20 protein-coding genes are annotated in these 19510 nt (G+C 44.2%); 10 read left to right on the top strand and 10 right to left on the bottom strand.

What is annotated here, in order from left to right; translation table 11 throughout:
• Positions 1–38 precede the first annotated feature (38 nt).
• On the top strand, positions 39–1274 hold the full coding sequence (locus E5672_RS17470) for a malic enzyme-like NAD(P)-binding protein (protein ID WP_136783401.1): 1236 nt from the start codon (positions 39–41) through the stop codon (positions 1272–1274).
• A 223-nt stretch (positions 1275–1497) separates the two neighbouring features.
• Here E5672_RS17470 and metJ read toward each other — a convergent pair whose 3' ends face one another.
• Positions 1498–1830, bottom strand: coding sequence for a met regulon transcriptional regulator MetJ (gene metJ / locus E5672_RS17475; protein WP_014950979.1), 333 nt, complete (start codon positions 1828–1830; stop codon positions 1498–1500).
• 161 nt (positions 1831–1991) lie between these two features.
• Between metJ and metF the strand changes: the two genes are divergently transcribed.
• Complete coding sequence (gene metF, locus E5672_RS17480; protein ID WP_136783402.1) at positions 1992–2879, top strand: methylenetetrahydrofolate reductase; 888 nt, start codon at positions 1992–1994, stop codon at positions 2877–2879.
• Between the two features lie 226 nt (positions 2880–3105).
• A complete protein-coding gene (locus E5672_RS17485) occupies positions 3106–3990 on the top strand; it encodes a virulence factor BrkB family protein (protein WP_136783403.1) in 885 nt (294 codons plus the stop codon).
• A 67-nt stretch (positions 3991–4057) separates the two neighbouring features.
• Here the strand turns inward: E5672_RS17485 and E5672_RS17490 are convergent, their stop codons facing one another.
• Both E5672_RS17490 and E5672_RS17495 read right to left on the bottom strand, forming a co-directional pair.
• Positions 4058–4696: a DUF2959 domain-containing protein gene (locus tag E5672_RS17490; protein ID WP_136783404.1), complete on the bottom strand. Its 639-nt coding sequence runs from the start codon at positions 4694–4696 to the stop codon at positions 4058–4060.
• On the bottom strand, positions 4693–4935 hold the full coding sequence (locus tag E5672_RS17495) for a hypothetical protein (RefSeq protein ID WP_025257569.1): 243 nt from the start codon (positions 4933–4935) through the stop codon (positions 4693–4695). Before E5672_RS17495 ends, E5672_RS17490 begins: the two co-directional genes overlap by 4 nt.
• A gap of 189 nt (positions 4936–5124) precedes the next feature.
• Here E5672_RS17495 and pip point away from each other — a divergent pair, with 189 nt between their 5' ends.
• The 3 genes from pip (at position 5125) to E5672_RS17510 (ending at position 7675) form a co-directional block, all read left to right on the top strand.
• Entirely contained in the window at positions 5125–6099 is a 975-nt protein-coding gene (pip, locus tag E5672_RS17500; protein WP_136783405.1) for a prolyl aminopeptidase, read from the top strand.
• Positions 6096–6533, top strand: a complete 438-nt coding sequence (gene dtd / locus E5672_RS17505; protein ID WP_136783406.1) for a D-aminoacyl-tRNA deacylase — start codon at positions 6096–6098, stop codon at positions 6531–6533. Before pip ends, dtd begins: the two co-directional genes overlap by 4 nt.
• A gap of 227 nt (positions 6534–6760) precedes the next feature.
• Complete coding sequence (locus E5672_RS17510) at positions 6761–7675, top strand: bifunctional GNAT family N-acetyltransferase/hotdog fold thioesterase (protein WP_136783407.1); 915 nt, start codon at positions 6761–6763, stop codon at positions 7673–7675.
• A 209-nt stretch (positions 7676–7884) separates the two neighbouring features.
• Here E5672_RS17510 and rpoH read toward each other — a convergent pair whose 3' ends face one another.
• The gene (gene rpoH, locus E5672_RS17515; protein ID WP_014950987.1) at positions 7885–8739 is read right to left on the bottom strand and encodes an RNA polymerase sigma factor RpoH; all 855 of its coding nucleotides are present in this window, start codon (positions 8737–8739) and stop codon (positions 7885–7887) included.
• A 626-nt stretch (positions 8740–9365) separates the two neighbouring features.
• Between rpoH and E5672_RS17520 the strand changes: the two genes are divergently transcribed.
• A complete protein-coding gene (locus tag E5672_RS17520; RefSeq protein ID WP_136783408.1) occupies positions 9366–10592 on the top strand; it encodes an EAL and HDOD domain-containing protein in 1227 nt (408 codons plus the stop codon).
• Positions 10593–10746: 154 nt separating this feature from the next.
• The gene (locus E5672_RS17525) at positions 10747–11982 is read left to right on the top strand and encodes an EAL and HDOD domain-containing protein (protein WP_136783409.1); all 1236 of its coding nucleotides are present in this window, start codon (positions 10747–10749) and stop codon (positions 11980–11982) included.
• 39 nt (positions 11983–12021) lie between these two features.
• Here E5672_RS17525 and ftsX read toward each other — a convergent pair whose 3' ends face one another.
• The 3 genes from ftsX to ftsY are packed head-to-tail and all read right to left on the bottom strand — an operon-like array spanning position 12022 to position 15190.
• The gene (ftsX, locus tag E5672_RS17530; RefSeq protein WP_136783410.1) at positions 12022–13002 is read right to left on the bottom strand and encodes a permease-like cell division protein FtsX; all 981 of its coding nucleotides are present in this window, start codon (positions 13000–13002) and stop codon (positions 12022–12024) included.
• Entirely contained in the window at positions 12999–13712 is a 714-nt protein-coding gene (gene ftsE / locus E5672_RS17535; protein ID WP_136783411.1) for a cell division ATP-binding protein FtsE, read from the bottom strand. The genes ftsX and ftsE overlap by 4 nt, the downstream gene beginning before the upstream one ends.
• Positions 13713–13738: 26 nt before the next feature.
• Positions 13739–15190 carry a signal recognition particle-docking protein FtsY gene (ftsY, locus tag E5672_RS17540; protein ID WP_136783412.1) on the bottom strand — a complete coding sequence of 484 codons (1452 nt, stop codon included), beginning with the start codon at positions 15188–15190 and terminating at the stop codon, positions 13739–13741.
• A gap of 66 nt (positions 15191–15256) precedes the next feature.
• Here ftsY and rsmD point away from each other — a divergent pair, with 66 nt between their 5' ends.
• The gene (gene rsmD, locus E5672_RS17545; protein ID WP_136783413.1) at positions 15257–15928 is read left to right on the top strand and encodes a 16S rRNA (guanine(966)-N(2))-methyltransferase RsmD; all 672 of its coding nucleotides are present in this window, start codon (positions 15257–15259) and stop codon (positions 15926–15928) included.
• Between the two features lie 154 nt (positions 15929–16082).
• On the opposite strand, the gene E5672_RS17550 is transcribed toward rsmD, so the two are convergent.
• Complete coding sequence (locus E5672_RS17550) at positions 16083–16664, bottom strand: YjaG family protein (protein WP_039217981.1); 582 nt, start codon at positions 16662–16664, stop codon at positions 16083–16085.
• Positions 16665–17267, bottom strand: a complete 603-nt coding sequence (locus tag E5672_RS17555; protein WP_025257557.1) for a YhgN family NAAT transporter — start codon at positions 17265–17267, stop codon at positions 16665–16667.
• Positions 17268–17825: 558 nt separating this feature from the next.
• Here E5672_RS17555 and E5672_RS17560 point away from each other — a divergent pair.
• Positions 17826–18008: a hypothetical protein gene (locus tag E5672_RS17560; protein ID WP_014950994.1), complete on the top strand. Its 183-nt coding sequence runs from the start codon at positions 17826–17828 to the stop codon at positions 18006–18008.
• Positions 18009–18207: 199 nt separating this feature from the next.
• On the opposite strand, the gene pepB is transcribed toward E5672_RS17560, so the two are convergent.
• The gene (pepB, locus tag E5672_RS17565; protein ID WP_136783414.1) at positions 18208–19491 is read right to left on the bottom strand and encodes an aminopeptidase PepB; all 1284 of its coding nucleotides are present in this window, start codon (positions 19489–19491) and stop codon (positions 18208–18210) included.
• Positions 19492–19510 lie beyond the last annotated feature (19 nt).

A 19510-nucleotide genomic window follows, 5' to 3' on the forward strand; every position in this document is an offset into this window, starting at 1 on the left:
AACACCGATGAACCCTACACCTAAGGATACTTTTTTACATGTCAGATTTTAGACAACGCGCACTCGATTATCACGCCAAACCCACACCTGGGAAAATCCGCGTAGAGCTATCTAAACCTGCCGATAGCGTGGACGACCTTGCTCTTGCCTATAGCCCTGGCGTTGCCGAGCCAGTCAGAGAAATTGCCGAAGATGCAGATAACGCATACAAATATACGGGTAAAGGTAACTTAGTTGCTGTTATCAGTAACGGAACCGCTATTTTAGGGCTGGGGAACTTAGGCCCGCTGGCGTCGAAGCCTGTAATGGAAGGTAAGGCGCTGTTGTTTAAACGCTTCGCTGGTCTAGATGCAATTGATATTGAAGTGAAGCATCGTACCACCGAGGAATTTATTAATACCGTGGCAAATATTGCCGACACATTTGGCGGTATTAACTTAGAAGATATTAAAGCACCTGAATGTTTTGAAATTGAACAAGAGCTTATTAAGCGCTGTAAGATTCCAGTATTTCATGATGATCAGCACGGCACCGCTATTGTAACTGCAGCGGGTATGCTTAACGCTCTAGAGATTCAGGGAAAAAATATAGAAAACGCTAAAATCGTGTGTATGGGTGCCGGCGCAGCAGCGGTGGCCTGTATGGAATTGCTTATTAAATGTGGTGCCCAGCGCGAGCGTATTTATATGCTAGACAGAAAAGGCGTTATCCATACTCGTCGCGAAGACTTAACTGAGCATAAAAAGCTATTTGCTAACAATACGGATAAGCGCACCCTTGAAGACGTAATGGAAGGTGCGGATATTTTTGTTGGTGTGTCTGGCCCAGATGTTTTACCACCAGAAACACTGGCCTTAATGGCTGAAAACCCAATTGTATTTGCATGTTCTAACCCTGACCCTGAGATAAAACCTGAACTTGCTCACGAAGTACGTAAAGATCTTATCATGGCTACTGGACGCTCTGACTATCCAAACCAAGTTAACAACGTACTGTGTTTCCCATTTATTTTCCGTGGGGCATTAGATGTTCGTGCAACGGCTATTAATGATGAAATGAAAGTAGCTGCGGTAGAAGCTCTGCGCGCTATCACAAAAGAGCCTGTACCAGAGGAAGTATTGGCAGCAAGCAAAAGTGACAGCCTGACATTTGGTAAGGAGTATATTATTCCTAAACCTATGGACCCCCGTCTGTGTGAGCGCATTGCTACCGCTGTGTCTAAGGCGGCAATTGAGTCTGGTGTTGCCCGCGTGCCTGAAAGCCCAGAAGAATAAAGTTCTGGAGCATAAGACTTTATTAGTTGAGTTCAAGACCTTATTAGTGGGTTCAAGACCTTATTAGTGAGTTCAAGACTATGTCGGTTGGGTTAACGCTCAACCTTTATTCGCTAAAAAGTGCGCTTAAAGAATATAAGTACATAAAACGGCGCTGTGTTGTAGGTAATGACTTACATCCGCTAACATACAATACAGGGCCGTTTCTCTTTAATGCTAGATATCAGTCGTCTTCAGACACATCATTTTCGAAACTTGGATCGATACCCATTTCTTCCATAATACGTCTTGCTTCAGCCGGCACCCGATTAGGGTTGTCTTTGCGCAGGTCATCATCGTTAGGCAATGGCTGGCCGGTAAACGCATGTAAAAACGCTTCACACAACAGCTCCGAATTAGTGGCGTGACGTAAATTATTGATTTGGCGGCGAGTACGCTCATCAGTAAGTGCTTTAAGCACATTAATAGGTATAGAGACAGTGACTTTCTTTACTTGTTCGCTCTTTTTACCATGCTCTGCGTAGGGGTGAATATATTTACCGTTCCATTCTGCCATTATACTAACTCGGTCTACTCTTTTTTATGTTATGAAGAGAAATTCTAAACAAGTTCACGAAAAGGTCAATTGAGCAGTGTAAACCTCTTGACGTCTAGACATATATTCTTTAATTTAGACGTCTAAACGTCTATAAGAATACATTTTTGAGAGAATAAGCCATGGTTTCTTACGCACAAGGTATCGATGCATTGAACCAGTCCCTGTCGGAACTGCGTGATATTGATGTATCTTTTGAATTTTTTCCGCCTAAAACGGAAGCCATGGAGCAGACTTTATGGAAGTCGGTTGAGCGCTTAGCGCCACTAAAGCCAAGCTATATGTCGGTGACCTACGGTGCCAATAGTGGTGAGCGTGACAGAACCCACGACGTAGTTAAGCGTATTCAGCAGCAAACCGGTGTAGCAGCTGTTCCTCACTTGACCTGTGTTGATGCTAGTCGAGATGAACTTAAACAAATTGCTAAAGACTACTGGGATTCGGGCATTCGCCGTATTGTTGCACTTCGCGGCGATTTACCGTCAGGAGTAGAAAAAACAGAAATGTATGCCTCTGACCTTGTTGCCTTACTAAAAGACGTTGCCGATTTTGATATTTCTGTCGCTGCATACCCAGAAAAGCACCCTGAAGCTCCAAATGCGCAGTTTGATTTACTAAACCTAAAACGCAAAGCAGAAGCTGGTGCCACAGAAGCAATAACTCAATTCTTCTTTGATACGAGTGTTTACCTTCGATTTAGAGACCGCGCTGCCGCAGCAGGTGTCGACTTAGATATTGTTCCGGGTATATTGCCAGTAACCAACTACCAAACACTGGTTAAATTTGCGGGTTTCACAAATGTTCATGTTCCTGGATGGTTGCACAAAATGTTCGACGGCCTTGATGCCGATGACCAGGCAACCCGTAATCTAATAGGCGCTAACATTGCCATGGACCAAGTTAAAGTGCTGGCTAAAGAAGGAGTAAAACACTTCCACTTCTATACCTTAAACCGCAGTGAGTTGAGCTATGCTATCTGTCACATGCTAGGTGTGCGTTCAGGCGATTAAGAAATAACAATTATCACAAGAGTGTTGTCATTTTTGCATGATTCACTCCACCAAAGGCGCAATCAATGCGCCTTTGTTGTTTTAAACCTGCATTAAACTTTGCCACCAAGGCCGCCCGCAGTTACCATTTAATATAACAAGTAATGAACTATCGATACCTTATACCAGTCCGCATAGATAAGACCGCGCTATTTATCATTTACACGGTATCGTCAGGAGAAATTGAGTGGATTTAGACAAGGTTAAAACCTTATATAACAACGTTACGCCTCAAGTGAGAGATCTATTTAGCATCTTCATAAAGCGCTGTCGAGAAGACAATATTACTATCTCTGCTGGGCACTTAGCCTATGTAACTTTGTTATCTTTAGTTCCCTTTATTATGGTTACTTTCACCATAATGTCGGCTTTTCCTGCCTTCGCGTCTGTAAGAAGTAAGCTAGAGCATTTTGTTTTTAGCAACTTTGTTCCTACCGCCAGTGATGTGGTACACAAATACATGACTGATTTCGTGGGCAATGCCTCGCAAATGAGCGCTATTGGTATTTTGTCACTGCTGGTCGTAGCGCTAATGCTAATATCAAACGTAGATAAAACCTTAAATAGAATTTGGCGTACGCAAAGTGACAGACCCATTGTGTATACCTTTGCTATTTACTGGATGGTAATCACGCTTGGCCCTATGTTGATTGGCTCTAGTGTAGTGGTCAGTTCTTATTTGACTGGATTAGCGGCATTCACTGAAGAATACACGCCAGGTCTTGGTACTTTCTTACTCAGCCTTGTACCCAGCGGTGCAGCCATGCTTGCATTTACCATTTTATACATGGTGGTGCCGAATAGACGAGTGTTTGCTCGTCATGCTTTCGTAGGTGCCATTGTAGCCACTATCGCTTTTGAAATTACTAAGTCAGGTTTTGCGCTTTATGTAACAAACTTCCCTTCGTACGAACTTATTTATGGCGCGCTTGCAGTGGTGCCTATTCTGTTTTTATGGGTGTACTTGTCGTGGATAATTGTGCTGTTTGGTGCAGAGTTTACGTGCAGTCTAGGCGAAGCTTTCGAAAACCGTAAAGCAGAAAACGAACCGCGCAAAGTACCTCAAGAATAATTAGCCCACATGTTTAAAATAAAAAAGGGAGCCGCTGGCTCCCTTTGTGTTTATTACTGTCAAAAAGCTAGTTTTTCATTGAAGAAATAAAAGCGTCAGACTCAGCAATCGCTGAATTCATTTGTCTTATAAGCTGGGCAACGTTGTTTTCAATCGTAGAAAGCTCGCCCTGCAGTGCACCAATAGCGCTAGCATTTAGGTTGTGCTTAAGATACAACACGTTATCTTGAAGCGCGCTCAATACCGGCGGCATTTTGCTTTCCGCTTTACGCATAGCCGTCATTAGTGAAGCGTAACGACGCTTGGTTTCGCGAAGCTTGGCCGCGCTATCGCGCTTAAGCGACGCATTTTCGTATTTTTCCAACTCTTCGGCCCACTCATCAAACAAGGCTTCAGCTACACTTTCTACCTTATCAATACGTGAACTTACTTCTTCTGAAGCAGCAACGCTGTCTTCGTACTGACCATTTAAGCGGTTGTAAACGTCTTCTAGCTCTCCGCCATCGAACGCAACTGCTGCACTAAATGCCTCTAATGCAGAGTTAAACTGCTCTTGTGCGTCTTCTTGTGACTCTTTAGCGTTTTCAACACGGTCAACTAAGATATCGCGCTTCTCAACGCCCACTTTTTCCCATGCTGCATAATATGCAGACTGGCACCCACTCAGGGCAAGCATAGCAACAAATGCTGATGCAATTAACTTCATGCGGTTACTCCACCTCTAAAACGTGCTGCACTTATAATACAAATTAAATGCAGAAGAGCCCCTAACGGCCAAAAGACAATGGCAAGCACCACAGTTGCAGCTAAGGCATAACACACGCCTACCGTGATAAAAAAGAACAATGCGCCTAAAATTCTTCCTTGGACTAGGTGTCCTAACCCAGGAATAAAGAAGTTACAAATTGCGGCGATTACGTTACCGCCTGATCCTTGACCTGCCATATCAACATCCTCGCATTTATGACTATAATATGATTAGCTAGCACGTAATGACACTTGTTCTATAGTATAGAGTTAGTAGTTATCGCTTATTTAGAAAGCAAAAACAGCGTTTAAAGCAGTCAGCACGCAAACGTTTGTATAACAATAAACTAAACTAAAACAGGCACTCACACAACGCGCAGAAACAAAATGAAACGACTTTACCCCGATGTGACCTACTATGAAAATGGATTTATCGAAGTGGGAAGTGGGCATTCGCTTTACTTCGAGCAAAGTGGTAATCCAAACGGTATCCCCGTGCTCTTTATCCACGGAGGCCCTGGGGCAGGCTTACCCCCTAATTACAAATGCTTTTTCGATAGCAATAAGTATCGCATTATCGGCTATGAACAACGGGGTTGCGGCCGCTCTAAACCAATAGCAGACACCCTAAACAATGATACTTGGTCAAATGTTGAAGATATAGAAGCATTACGTACACACCTTTCAATTCCTAAATTTCTATTGTTTGGCGGTTCTTGGGGCTCGACACTCGCACTGCTTTACGCGTTAAAGTACACACCGCGAGTGACAGGCCTCATTCTGCGCGGCGTATTTCTGGCTAGGCAAGAAGACAGGGATTGGTTTTTATCGCCAAATGGGTGCGCAGCCCAGTTGTTTCCGGAGTACTACCGGAAATTTACGAAAGATGTGCCAGAGCCTGTGACCTCAAGCTCAGTGTGTGATTTCTATAGTGCGATGGTACGTTCTAGCAATGATGTACTGCGGCATTCTGCGCTTAAACGGTGGTACCAATGGGAAGAGCGCCTTTCGCGCATCACTTTACCACCTGGAGTGGGTGACTCGACAACCAATTACCCTATGCAGTTAGTTACCTGTTTAGCCACATTAGAATGTCATTTCCTCTCTAATCAATGCTTTTTAGATGAAAACTATATTCTTGAAAACATTAACAAAATAAGCCATATTCCTGGAACAATCGTTCATGGTCGGTACGACATGATCTGTAAAACTGAAGCGGCAGAGGCGCTTCACAAAGCTTGGCCTCAAAGTCAGTTACAAATTATCCCCGACGCGGGGCACAGTACCTCCGAGCCCAGTATAGGCTATGCGCTGTGCCGTGCTACTCGCGACATGTCACGCTTTATTCAGGAGTCGAAGTGATAGGACTAATTCAACGTGTATCAGAAGCTAATGTCACCGTTGACGGTAATATTATTGGCGAAATTGGTAAAGGCATGCTGGTGCTATTAGGTGTTGAGAAAGAAGACGGTGACGCCGAGATAGAGAAACTAGCAAATAAGCTCTGTCGATATCGCATGTTTAGTGACGACGACGGAAAGATGAATTTAAATATTGAGCAAATAGACGGGGAGATACTGGTCGTTTCCCAGTTCACTTTAGTTGCAGACACCCAGAAAGGTAATCGCCCCGGATTTTCACGCGGCGCAACGCCAGAACACGGTCGAGCTATTTATGAAAAGTTTGTTCAAGCACTTGAAAATAAAGGCATGAAAGTAGCCACAGGCGAGTTTGGTGCCGACATGCAAGTTGGCCTTATAAACGATGGCCCTGTAACGTTTCACTTTCACGTTTAAAGGTACTACATTGAGGGTACCCGCACTTTATAGCTTGGTTCATCACACACCATTTGAGTTTATAGGTACCTAAACCCATTTGGTTTAAATAAGCGTGAAGTGACCGCGGAACAAGCGATTAAGGCTCACTTATTCATCAGCCCATATATGCTTACATAATTAAGCTTGTACCTCATGTATTCTTACGTTTAAATACTCGTTCATTCAATTAAGAAGGCCGGTTTATTGTGTACAAGGTAGTCACACCAAAAAGCGATGCCGAGTTTGAAGCCTATTTTCATTTTCGGTGGGAACACTTACGCCAGCCATGGAATTTCCCTCCAGGCTCTGAAAAAGACGAATATGAGCAAGTCGCAGAGCACCGTATTATCACTAATAGAAATGGCGAAATTGTAGCTTGCGGCCGCGTACATTTGAACACCGCTGAAGAGGCACAAATTCGCCATATTGCAGTTCACTCAGGCCACCAACGTAAGGGCTTAGGCCAAATGATTATGGCTGCACTTGAAAACGTAGCCAAAGACTTGGGCGCTGAGCGAGCAGTGACCAACAGCCGCGAAATATCTATAGACTTTTTCAGCGCATGTGGCTTTGAAATTGAGCGTGAAGCCCCTAACGAACTTGGTATGCTCAAGCGTCAGCAAATGGTTAAGAAGTTTACTGAGAGCAATACCTTAGTGCTGCACCCTAAATGGTGTAAATCGTTGCAAGAGACTTGGTCTGAGACTATACCCATTACAGAGCACATGGGAATTAAGCTTTACCAGTATACAGGCCGCACACTTGAAACTCGCGCGTCATTAAACAAGAACATAAATATTCACGGCACTATGTTTGCGGGGAGTATTTTCTCTTTAGCTACGCTTACCGGCTGGGGCATGATTTACTTGCAGCTTAAAGAGCGTGGATTAGACGGTGACATTGTATTGGGCGACGGCGATATTCATTACCATAAGCCCATTACTATGAAACCCAGAGCAATCTGCAATATTGAGACCTTGTCTGGTAAATTTAAACCGCTGGAAAATGACAACAAAGCACGTTTTGAATTAAGCGTAGCAATTTTAGATGGCGACACACCAGTAGCGGAATTTGAAGGTGTATTCTACGTGCTTCCCCCTTCTAAAAACGAAGAAGAGTAGCACTTCGAGTTAACGCCTCACCCGAACGGGTATTCTACCAGCCCGCATAGATAATCGAGTTATTTTGACAAATACATAACCGTTTATCGGTGAATTGAGGAATGTTCACCACCATTTTGTACAAGTCGTCACTAAGTACAAAAAACTACTCATAAAAAAAGCGCCTTTAAGGCGCTTTTTTCAGATTTAAGCTATTTATAAGCTATGTACTACGCGACCATAGCTGCTTGGAGCTTTTTCATCGCGTTCTTTTCAATTTGACGAACACGTTCAGCAGATACTTGATACTTATCAGCTAAGTCTTGCAGCGTGATCTTGTTATCTGCTAACCAACGGGTTTCGATGATATCTTGGCTACGCTCGTCTAGCGTTTTAATCGCTGAGTATAAGCGCTTGCTAGCAGCGGTATCCCAGTCATTATTAATTACGTCAGTTTCAACGTCTGAAGATTTGTCTTCCAGATACTGAACTGGCGCAAAATTGCCTGTTTCATCTTCGTCTGCAGTTAAATCAAACGCCTGGTCTTGAGAGCTCATGCGCGCTTCCATTTGAAGCACTTCTTTTGTACTCACGCCCAGTTCGTTCGCTACAGTTTGTACTTCGTCGTGCGTGAACCAACCAAGGCGCTTTTTCGCCTTACGTAGGTTAAAGAACAGTTTGCGCTGCGCTTTGGTAGTCGCAACTTTCACTATTCTCCAGTTTTTAAGTACAAACTCATGAATTTCAGCTTTGATCCAATGTACCGCGAAAGAAACCAAACGCACGCCCACGGTTGGGTCGAAACGCTTAACGGCTTTCATCAGACCGATATTACCTTCTTGAATTAAGTCGGCTTGTGGTAAGCCATAACCTGAGTAAGATTTTGCAATGTGCACTACAAAACGAAGGTGTGACATTACTAGCTTACGAGCGGCTTGTAAGTCTTCGTCTTCGCGAAGGCGCACTGCCAACTCGCGCTCTTCCTCAGCGCTAAGCATATCAATGCTGCTTACAGCTTGAATGTAGCCTTCAATGCTACCGCTGTGTGGCACTGACAGGGCCATAGATTGCAAATTGTTGCTCATTGTTCACCTCATTTATTGCCGCTTCATATTAGCAAAGTAACTGAAGCTGCGCGAGACCTAATTAAGATATGAAGTCTAACCAATATGTAGGTATAGTGACTATTTCTACAATATCAAGACCTAGAATAAGAAAAAAAGTTCAACTTCACGAATTAAGCGTCGTTTAAGTTTGTTAGATGATGCATTAGGCTAGCTAAAACGAATTCTTGTGCTTTTCGCATTGCTTACCACCCCGCGATACATCACTGCGCCTAATAGTTTTTATAGGCTTGCGGTCGGTCATCTAATCACGAAATTATTATACTTTAATTACATGCCTGAGTGGGAAAGCTAATCTCACTGGTATGAATTCTAACGAATATTGAATAATCGCTACAATTCACTAATGGAGAAAATAGCGACTTTTGCGTATGAACGCTACGTCAAATTCCATCGGCCATTACTGCTTATAAAAGGAAGTGCCAGTTTATACCTTGCTTTTCTGGCTGGAAATTGAAAATATTAGATTGTATCAATCGATTTTGCACTACGACCGCTGCATAGCATTTTCCAGACAAATACAATAAAAAGCTGGAAGGGAAATACTTAAGGAAAGGAGTAAGGCAAGTAAAGCAAAGAGGAATTACATGTTTGCTTACGTCGCTAGACAGCCCATATTTGATGTAAACCGAGAAGTTTACGCTTACGAATTACTTTTTCGCGTTGGAGAGGAGAACTGTTTCCCTAACATTCCTCCTGATGAGGCAACGTCAAAAATACTGACCTCTACCCATTTAAGCTTGGGTATTGAGGAAATTACCGGGGATAAAAAAGCCTTTATCAATTTCCATCGCGATACGCTGATGTTCCGCTTTCCTACATCATTAGATGCTGACAAAGTGGTTATCGAAATTGTTGAAACCGTAGAAGTTGACGAAGCTTTGGTTGCAGCATGCAAGCATATACGCGGCCTTGGGTATCCTATTGCCCTAGATGATTACGACATGAAAGGAAAATGGGAAGCATTTATCCCGTTTACCAGCGTTGTAAAAATTGATATCACCGAAATTTCTCACGATAAGATCCCCGCTTTGGTCGAGCGATTCAAATCGCATAAAATCAAACTGGTAGCTGAAAAAATTGAGACCTATGAAGAATTTAATAAATTCAAAGAAATGGGGTTCGATTATTTTCAAGGTTATTTTCTTGCTAAACCGGAAATTGTTAAGCACAGGAAGTTAGGACCGAGTAGCTTAACTATGATGGAGCTACTTACTTTAAGTAGCCAAGCAAAACTGAATTTCGATGACGTTAATAAAATTATTGAGAGAGACCCTTCCCTCACCTATCTGCTATTGCGCTTTATTAACAACCCTATGATTAATAAACGCCATAAGATAACGTCACTTAAACACGCATTAACTTTCATGGGTGAAGTAGAGGTGAAGAAATTTATTTCTTTACTTGCTCTTGCCAACCTAAGCGATGGTCAGCCAAGTGAACTCATGCACATGGCTCTGGTTCGTGCAAAGTTTTGTGAACTAGTATTTACTCAGCTTAAGGGCTCGGATAATCCGCTAAAAGGCTTCCTCACCGGGCTGTTGTCTTTGCTAGATGCGATGATGGAGCAGCGCATTGACGATCTTGTGAGTAAAGTGCCTATCAGCGATGATGTAAAGAATGCGCTTTGTGGTACACCCGGCATGCTGCGTAATTGCCTGACGCTTGTTCAGTACTTTGAACGAGCAAAATGGGGGGGTATTCAACAGTTTGCTAATAAATATGAGATAAAACAAAATTTATTGCACAGTTATTATAATGAAGCAATTAAGTGGGCAAAACACATCCATAGCTCGGCATTAAAAGATGAATAGCCAATGCATCAACACAGCACATTGGTAAATTTATCATTGAATTGTTGTTAGATAACGCCTACATATCATAGACTAGGGTTTGGGTTGATTATTACCTAAACCCATCTAATACCAATAAAAACGTCGTCAAACCATGTTGCCTCAGGAATAGATTATGTTCGCGTTCATAGCTCGCCAGCCTATTTTAGACAAAAGCAAAAGTGTATTTGCCTATGAACTATTATTTAGGGACGGTAAGTCTGGCGCCTACCCTGAGCACAGTGAAGAAAAAGCCAAATATATTTCTGAGCACTTCCACCCGTTAGGGCTAGATGACATCAGTGGTGAGAAAACGTCATTTATTACTTTTTCATCAGACACCATTATTTCCCGTTTTCCGACGTCGCTTAACCCTGAGTCAGTTGTTGTTGAGCTGGCTGACCCAACCGATAACACAAGTGGCCTATTTGAAGCGTGCCAACACATTAAACAACTTGGCTTTAAGCTAGCCATCGACGACCCTATGATGGTAGGTGCCGCGCACGATATATTCCCGCTTATCGATATCGTAAAAGTAGACGTCACCAAAACACGCTTTGAAACTATCGAAAAACATATTCCTCGCTATCACGATGCAAATGTCCAGCTAGTTGCCGAGCAAGTTGATACACAAGACAACTTCACTACTTGTGTAGACTTAGGCTTTGACTTCTTCCAAGGTTATTTCTTTTCACAGCCTGAAGCGCGAATACTGAAGCAGCTCCCTGCTTCTAAAATGAATATCGTAGATTTGATGGGTGAAAGCTCTAGCAGTGATTTTAACATTGAGCGCATTAGCCAAATTATCGAACGCGATGCTACGCTGAGCTTCTTGTTATTAAAATTCATAAACAACCCCACAATCAATAAACGCTACAAGATCACCTCACTTAAGCACGCACTCAATTACATGGGTGAAGTAGAGATTAAGAAATTTATCGCGTTGTTGAGTTTAACCAACTTAGGCGACGAGAAACCTCTTGAAATCATTCATATGTCGCTTGTACGCGCTAAGTTCTTTGATTTACTTGCCGAGCGAAGAGGCATCAAAAACAACCCGCCAATATCATTTTTAGTAGGGCTGTTCTCGTTACTTGAAGGGTTACTTGACCAATCTATGACTGACATCGTGAAACAACTGCCGCTGTCCGATGAAGTTAATGACGCATTACTAGGCAAAAACCTAGAAATGAACAACTATATGACCTTGGTTCGGGCGTTCGAAAGTGCGCTGTGGATGAATGTGATAAAACAAGCCAAGATGCTGAATATTGATCAAAAGCAACTGCATATGCTTTATAATCAGGCTATTACCTGGGGGAACGGCGTACGCAGTGCTATTTCATCACATTACCCGCGTGCTACCGCCTAAGCGCCAACACGCGTATAGTAAACCCAAGGTCTGCGACACTTATTTAGGTTCTATTTCTCTCACATGTCGCTGTACAGAGATAAGTGAACCGAGTAGCCCAAGCAAAACAGAAAGCCCTAGCATTGTTAGCAACGCTGAACCTGTTAGACCTGTAATGTTGAACTCTTTTTGATACATAGCGGCAAACGTCGTTATGCTGCTGTCCATCCACCAAAGAATAATGATTACGGCAAGCCACGCCATTAAACCGCCCAACAAGCCATACCAGAAACCTGTATATAGGAAAGGACGATGAATAAATGCATCGGTAGCCCCTACAAGCTTCATTACCACAATTTCATCGTACTTATTGAGAATGTTTAAACGGATAGTGTTTCCGATGATGAGTACCACAGCAATAAACAATAGTAGGCCAATTAAGGTGACTAGATCCCTCGCGATATCAATAACCGCATACAAACGCTCTAACCACTCAATATCAAGCTTGCCTATGTCTACCTCTCGTTGCTGACGTAGCTTGTCTAACAGTGCCTTGGCCGCTGTGGGTGACGCATGCCTTTCATTCGGCGTAACAAGTACAACATCTGGTAGCGGATTTTTCTCTAAATACGCAATGGCATCTCCAAGTCCAGACAAATGCTGAAACTCTTTAAGCGCATCGTCGGCAGGAATGTAAACTACACTGTCTATTTCAGACCAGGTATTCAATCTGGCAACCAGCTGCTGTGAGCTTGCTGCATTAATATTCGGCTTTAAAAAAAGGGAAATCTCCGATGCCTGATCCCAACCAGCAGTAATTTTCTCGGTATTCTTAACCATAATATACAAAGTACTGGGCAAGGTAATACTTAGCCCCAGTACACCAATGGTCATTAGCGACGCTAGTGGTTGTCGCCACAATTCACCTAGACTAGATAAGGCTTGTCGGACATGGCTGACGAAAAACATGAGAATGGTTTGAACAACGCCAACTTTCGCTGATGACGCACCCTGTGCACGACCTTTGAACAAAATACTCATGACCACGCTCCTTCACGGTTACCCGAACTTGCGCCGTCAAGATCGTCGGTAAGGCCATCTGTGATCATTTGACCATTTTTAAGGGTAAGTGTGCGATAACGCATACGAGCAATTAGCCCTAAATCGTGGGTCGCGATGAGCACCGACACGCCCGCTTGATTGAAGTCTTCAAATAGACGAATAATTTCCATAGAAAGTTTGGGGTCGAGGTTACCCGTTGGCTCGTCCGCTAGAAGTAACGGTGGTTTATTCACGACCGCTCGCGCAATACCCACTCGTTGTTGTTCCCCACCAGAGAGCGTAATAGGCAGGCAACGAGCTTTGTCTCTAAGGCCGACCATTTCAAGGGCGGCTTCTACCCGTTTGCGAATTTCTTTATGGGTGTACCCTTCGATGACAAGAGGTAAAGCCACATTGTCAAAAACCGATTTATCCATTAACAGCTGATGACTTTGAAATATCATACCGATATCGCGACGAATGTAGGCAATATCTCGACGTGTAATAGTATTAAGGTCGTGACCGTTAATCAGAACCCGCCCCACGGTTGGGCGCTCCATAATACTGATAAGTTTAAGCAGGGTACTTTTCCCAGCACCAGAATGCCCTGTTAAAAAGGCCATTTCGCCCGGTGCAATGTGAAAATTCACCTTGCTAAGCGCGCGTTGCCCGCCCGGATAGGTTTTGCTTACCTGCTCAAACTTTATCATTATTTTTCCCTACCGCTTTACTGGTTTTAGCTTTCAGGTGTGTCCATTTCGCTAAACAACGCATCAATAAATTCTTGTCCGTCGAACTGGCGTAAGTCATCGATGCTTTCGCCAACACCTATATACCTTATAGGAATTTTAAACTTATCGGCAATAGAGAATATAACACCGCCTTTTGCTGTGCCGTCTAGTTTGGTGAGCGTAATGCCTGTTAGGCCCACGGCTTCATTAAACAGCTTGGCTTGACTGATAGCGTTTTGCCCAGTCCCAGCGTCTAGTGTAAGCATAACTTCGTGAGGCGCGTTTGGATTAATCTTCTTCATTACGCGAACCACTTTCTTAAGCTCTTCCATCAAGTTGTTCTTGTTCTGCAAGCGCCCTGCCGTGTCGGCAATAAGGATATCGGTGCCGCGCGATTTAGCGGCTTCTAGCGCATCATAAAGAACCGACGCACTGTCAGCACCCGTGTGCTGAGCGATAACTGGAATATCGTTGCGCTCGCCCCACACTTGAAGCTGTTCAACTGCTGCAGCTCTAAATGTATCACCCGCAGCAAGCATCACTTTCTTGCCTTCCTGCTGGAACTGCTTTGCAAGCTTACCAATAGTCGTGGTTTTACCTACACCATTTACGCCAACCATTAAGATAACGAACGGGCCTTCACTTGAATCATGCGCCTGCATCACTTCTGAAAGAGGCTGATTCACTTGAGACAACATACCCGACATTTGCTGCTTCATGATGTCCAGCAAGGCCTCTGCATCTTTAAGGTCTTTACGAGAAGCACTATCAGTTAGGTGATCGATAATTTTTTGCGTGGTATCCATGCCCACATCAGCGACTAAAAGCTGTGTTTCAAGGTCTTCATACAGCTCGTCATCAATGGTTTTACCTTTAAATAGGCTAACAATACCACTGCCTAGGTTCTCTTTTGTACGAGATAGGCTTTCTTTCAAACGCGCAAATAGCGACTTTTTCTCTTTCGGCTTTTCTTCAGCCTTTGCCTTAGCGCGGGCTTCTTCTTCCACTTGGGCTTTTGCTTGGGCTTTCGCCTTAGCTTCAGCCTCTGCCTTAGCGCGTGCCTCTTCTTCCGCTTGCGCTTTCGCCTTAGCTTCAGCCTCTGCCTTAGCACGAGCTTCTTCTTCCGCTTGCGCTTTTGCTTGGGCTTCAGCTTCTACCTTAGCGCGGGCTTCTTCTTCCGCTTGGGTTTTCGCCTGTGCTTCAGCCTCTGCCTTAGCACGAGCTTCTGCTTCCTCTTGTGCTTTCGCCTTAGCTTCAGCCTCTGCCTTTAATCGGGCTTCTTCTTCCGCTTGCGCTTTCGCCTGTGCTTCAGCCTCTGCCTTAGCGCGAGCCTCTTCTTCGGCTTGTGCTTTCGCCTTAGCTTCAGCCTCTGCCTTTAAGCGGGCTTCTTCTTCCGCTTGGGCTTTTTGTTTCTCTGCTTTCTTGTTCTTATTGAACCAGCCAAAAAGTTTCGACATCGTTAGGACAAATCCTTATAAATTCTTAGCAAATTCGGCTACACTTGCCGCCTAATGTATGAACGCATGATACCATTGTCAGCCACTATGAAGCGAGTTTCTCGCCCTACTCGGGCACCATCTTCTGCAAAAAAACGTCTTTCACCAAAAAATGGGAAAATAAAGGGCGCAAATAGCCCTGGGCAAATACGCATTATTGGTGGTCAATGGCGTGGTAGAAAGTTACCCGTACTTAATGCAGAAGGATTGCGCCCAACCACAGATAGAAATAAAGAAACCTTATTTAACTGGTTGATGCCTTTTATCAACGATGCACGCTGCTTAGATGTATTTGCGGGTTCTGGTGGTTTGGGCTTAGAAGCATTGTCTCGCTATGCCGCACATTGCGATTTTATAGAACTCGATAAACAAGCGGCAAGTCAACTTAAAAGCAATCTTACGTTGCTAAAAGCAAACGACCAGGCATCGGCTGCTGTCCATCAAGGTGATGCACTCGGTATTCTAAGCGGTATTAGCACAACACCTTACGACATTGTCTTCGTCGACCCGCCATTTGCAAAATCATTAGTCGCGCCTACGCTAGCTGCGTTAGAAGACAACAAACTTGTTCAAAACGGTAGCGTGGTATACATAGAGCACGAGAGTACGCTGGCAACACCCGCTCTTCCCGACCATTGGCAGATTATTAAAGACAAGCAAACGAGTGCGCTGCGCTATATGTTAATTGAGGTAAGCTAATTGAAGTAGCGCAGTTGAGCTTGAATTCGCTGTGAGTTTTGACTAAACAAACGGTATGCAAAACAAAAAGCGCCAGAAGAAAAAGCGCATGAACTACACGTACATGCACGAAGCCTAGCAATGGTTCTAGCTAGGCTAATCTCACATCGTAAATTTATTGAAGTTCAAGACCAATATTTGAGATACCAGCTTCCAAGGCAAGGGCTTTCATCTCATCTGCCGCTTTCGCTGGGTACTTAGCTTGCTCAACATAATCAAGCAGTTCGTTTTGTACCTCAACTTCAAACGCCATCAATGGGTGCTCTTTTACGGTCTCGTCGTCCGCCTCTTCACTTTCTAGTAAATAGGCTTCAACACTGCCTTGAGACAATTTACTGATCACCACCGCACCTTGTGGATCATCTCCAGCCATCAAGTTAAGAAGCCCGGCTAACCCAATCGCCGCATCAATGGCCGGATAAACGCCGTAATTGTCGTGTTCGCTGGTGTCGGGCGTAGCAACTTCCACTTTCTCTAGCTGTACAGCAATATTAAATTTACTTTTAGGAGACTTCAGCGTTTCCCACACTAAGTTTAAACAGTTGCGCAGTGCACTTGCGTCGCCGCTTTCTGTCAATTCGCAAAAAAGCGTGTAGTTGGGCAACATTCGTTCTAATAACGCCGCACCGAATGCAACGGCTTTCCAGCCTTCCAAGGCGCGAACACGCCCAAAGGTATTAAGTTTTTGCTTTGCCATTTAAAGGGCTCCAGTGGCATGCATGAAATATTTGGTAACGCCATCAAGAAGCATTTGGATGGCGATCATAACAAGGATCATACCCATTAATCGCTCCATCGCAACTAGGCCACGTTCCCCTAAAATTTTATGGAATACATTTGAGAATAATAAGATCACTGCGCTAATAGACCACGACGCAGCAAGCGCAATCGACCAGTCCACCATTCTGTCTGGTGCTTGATTAGCTAGCAGAATTAATGCTGCTAGCGTTGAAGGGCCAGCTATCATAGGAATAGCAAGGGGCACTAAGAAAGGCTCTTCCCCCACCGCGAGTCCACTTGGATTACCAGACGATGGAAATATCATCTTAAGCGCGATAAGAAATAAAATTATTCCTCCGGCAATGCTTACGGTTTCCTGCTCCACATTTAAAAAGTTGAGCACTGATTGGCCGCTAAATAGAAATAAAAATAAAATACCAAGAGCGAATAACAGCTCACGGATGAGAATAAATTGGCGTCGTTTCGGCTCAATCGATTTAAGCACCGACATGAAAACCGGCAGATTACCGAGAGGATCCATGATCAGAAAAAGCATGACGGCAGCGGACCAAGTATCCATTTATTATCTGTCTCCGATGAAGAGCGTGAACTCAGTTTAAGCATAAACCCAAGAGTATAACTCAAGATGCATGCTGAAAGATGGTTTTGGCGCGCAATGGTAAACCAAGCGATGAGAGTTAAAAACACCTTTTAACATTCTGTGGCTATTCTTTATCTCGGTTATACCAGTCTGTATAAATGGTTACCCACTCAGCGAGACTTTAGATATTCATGATTGTGGCGTGTTACCGCAGCTATAGTGGCGCCATATCTAGGTGGCAAAACAAAAGAATCGCTAAAAATACTCGAAAAAAAGAAAAAATAAGCTTAACTAAAACAGTAGAGAGCAGCATTAGGTAGTTGCAGGAAACAGTAACATATACGATGTTTCTTGTAGAGGTTACACCAGGCGCAACTATCTAACTTAACCAGTTGCTTGGAATTTTGTTCGCCTTTTAGGTAATGTCATAGGAACAGCGCTTCTGGTGTAATGATAAAAGAAGTTCAGCTTTCTCCAAAGCAGAGGCCTTGTTAATACAAAACAATAACTATAACAATCAGAATAGGAAAAATTGCAATGAGTTTGATGACAGTTAAAGAAGTGGCTGCATTTTTAGGGGTTCAAGAGGTACGCGTAGAGCGTCTTGAGCGCGAAAGCCTTTTGGTTTCGAAAGATAAAGACACCGACGGTAATCCACTTTTCGATAGCGGCGATGTTGAACGCTATAAAACCTTGGCCGAGCGCTTAGGCGGCATCTAATTCACATAAGAAAGGCGTGATTTTTTTGCAAAATCACGCCTTTTTATCCTTAGCGCAGAACTACGTGAGTTCCAGTAACGCTACTCGCTATTAAGCTGCGCAATCACGTTGTATAAAACGCGATTGGGGAATGTCGTAAAAGTTGAAGTAAAAAACAAGCAGCGTTCGACGGCCATTTACACCACCAAGGGCTGCTTTTTTATGCACTAAAGTCTTTTAGCATTCTCGCAATTGAGCGAATGCCTTTCGCTGTAGCCCCTACCGGCATTTCTGATGTTGCCCCGCCATGGTAGGCCGCAGCTAAATCTAAATGTACCCAGCCTTCTGGCTTAACAAAGCGAGACAAGAAGCCCGCAGCGTTTGACGCACCGCCACCGCCGCCACCTTTCATCGGGCGACTATTTGCTGTGTCAGCGAATGCCGACGGGCAGCGCTCTGCGTGAAAATCTTCAAGAGGTAGTGGCCAGAAACGTTCGTTCTCTGCTTTTGCTGCTTTAAGCATTTGTTCGCGGGCATTATCATCTAACGAGAATACGCCGTGGTAGTCAGAACCCAGTGCAACTACTGCAGCACCGGTTAACGTTGCCGCATCAATAATTAGCGGTGCGCCCGTCTCAGTTGCCGCCATCAGCCCATCAGCTAGTACTAAACGTCCTTCGGCATCGGTGTTAACCACTTCAACGGTTACCCCGTTTTTGTAAGTAAGTACATCACCCAGCTTATATGCGTGACCGCTAATGAGGTTTTCTGCACAGCACAAAATAAGCTGAATACGCTTTTCACTGCCTTGAGAAATAGATAACCCTAATGCGCCAGTTACCGTCGCTGCGCCGCCCATGTCACATTTCATATCTAACATGCCTTCGCTTGATTTAATGCTGTAGCCACCGCTGTCGAACGTGATGCCTTTTCCAACTAGCACAGCATCAACGGGCGCATCTGCATTACCTGTTGGGTTGTAATCAAGTACCAGCATTGCAGGCGGACGTTCACTTCCTCGGCCTACATTGTAAATGCCAATCCAGCCCTGCTCTTTAAGGTCTTCACCTACCGTCATTGAGTAAGTGACCTTGTCACCACCTAGTGACTTAAGCCACTGTGCCGCGCGGGTTGCCAAGGTTTCTGGGCTTAAGTCTTCCGGCGTTTCGTTTACCAACTGACGGGTAAATAATAACGCCGAATATTCTTGCTCTAGCGCTTCTTTGTCAGCCGTTTCGGCCCATTTTATTGATGCTGGTTTGCGTGCGCGCGTGAAGCTAAGTGCAAAGGCCCACTGCTGTTCTTTGTGCCAATCACCGCTTAGCGTGACTGCTGGCAGGCTTAAGCCATCTAGCTTTCTTGCCGCTTGCTGGATTAAACGCTCATTAAGCTTGTCGTCAGGCAGGTGAATAATTGCACCTGATTCAGTGAAAGAAAGCTTAGCACTCTCGCCCCACACTGCTTCAGCACTGTTTCTAGAAAGGCTAACGGTAAATTCTGCCATCGCGTTTTATCCCTTATTA

It is taken from the genome of Alteromonas portus (genome assembly GCF_005117025.1).
GTDB classification, from domain to species: Bacteria; Pseudomonadota; Gammaproteobacteria; order Enterobacterales; family Alteromonadaceae; genus Alteromonas; species Alteromonas portus.

What these genes read in the sequence shown, in the direction of transcription:
- E5672_RS17470 (WP_136783401.1), top strand. Translation starts at nt 39, where the DNA reads ATGTCAGATTTTAGACAACGCGCACTCGATTATCACGCCAAACCCACA.
- metJ (WP_014950979.1), bottom strand. Translation starts at nt 1,830, where the DNA reads ATGGCAGAATGGAACGGTAAATATATTCACCCCTACGCAGAGCATGGT.
- metF (WP_136783402.1), top strand. Translation starts at nt 1,992, where the DNA reads ATGGTTTCTTACGCACAAGGTATCGATGCATTGAACCAGTCCCTGTCG.
- E5672_RS17490 (WP_136783404.1), bottom strand. Translation starts at nt 4,696, where the DNA reads ATGAAGTTAATTGCATCAGCATTTGTTGCTATGCTTGCCCTGAGTGGG.
- E5672_RS17495 (WP_025257569.1), bottom strand. Translation starts at nt 4,935, where the DNA reads ATGGCAGGTCAAGGATCAGGCGGTAACGTAATCGCCGCAATTTGTAAC.
- pip (WP_136783405.1), top strand. Translation starts at nt 5,125, where the DNA reads ATGAAACGACTTTACCCCGATGTGACCTACTATGAAAATGGATTTATC.
- rpoH (WP_014950987.1), bottom strand. Translation starts at nt 8,739, where the DNA reads ATGAGCAACAATTTGCAATCTATGGCCCTGTCAGTGCCACACAGCGGT.
- E5672_RS17520 (WP_136783408.1), top strand. Translation starts at nt 9,366, where the DNA reads ATGTTTGCTTACGTCGCTAGACAGCCCATATTTGATGTAAACCGAGAA.
- E5672_RS17525 (WP_136783409.1), top strand. Translation starts at nt 10,747, where the DNA reads ATGTTCGCGTTCATAGCTCGCCAGCCTATTTTAGACAAAAGCAAAAGT.
- ftsX (WP_136783410.1), bottom strand. Translation starts at nt 13,002, where the DNA reads ATGAGTATTTTGTTCAAAGGTCGTGCACAGGGTGCGTCATCAGCGAAA.
- ftsE (WP_136783411.1), bottom strand. Translation starts at nt 13,712, where the DNA reads ATGATAAAGTTTGAGCAGGTAAGCAAAACCTATCCGGGCGGGCAACGC.
- ftsY (WP_136783412.1), bottom strand. Translation starts at nt 15,190, where the DNA reads ATGTCGAAACTTTTTGGCTGGTTCAATAAGAACAAGAAAGCAGAGAAA.
- rsmD (WP_136783413.1), top strand. Translation starts at nt 15,257, where the DNA reads ATGATACCATTGTCAGCCACTATGAAGCGAGTTTCTCGCCCTACTCGG.
- E5672_RS17550 (WP_039217981.1), bottom strand. Translation starts at nt 16,664, where the DNA reads ATGGCAAAGCAAAAACTTAATACCTTTGGGCGTGTTCGCGCCTTGGAA.
- E5672_RS17555 (WP_025257557.1), bottom strand. Translation starts at nt 17,267, where the DNA reads ATGGATACTTGGTCCGCTGCCGTCATGCTTTTTCTGATCATGGATCCT.
- E5672_RS17560 (WP_014950994.1), top strand. Translation starts at nt 17,826, where the DNA reads ATGAGTTTGATGACAGTTAAAGAAGTGGCTGCATTTTTAGGGGTTCAA.
- pepB (WP_136783414.1), bottom strand. Translation starts at nt 19,491, where the DNA reads ATGGCAGAATTTACCGTTAGCCTTTCTAGAAACAGTGCTGAAGCAGTG.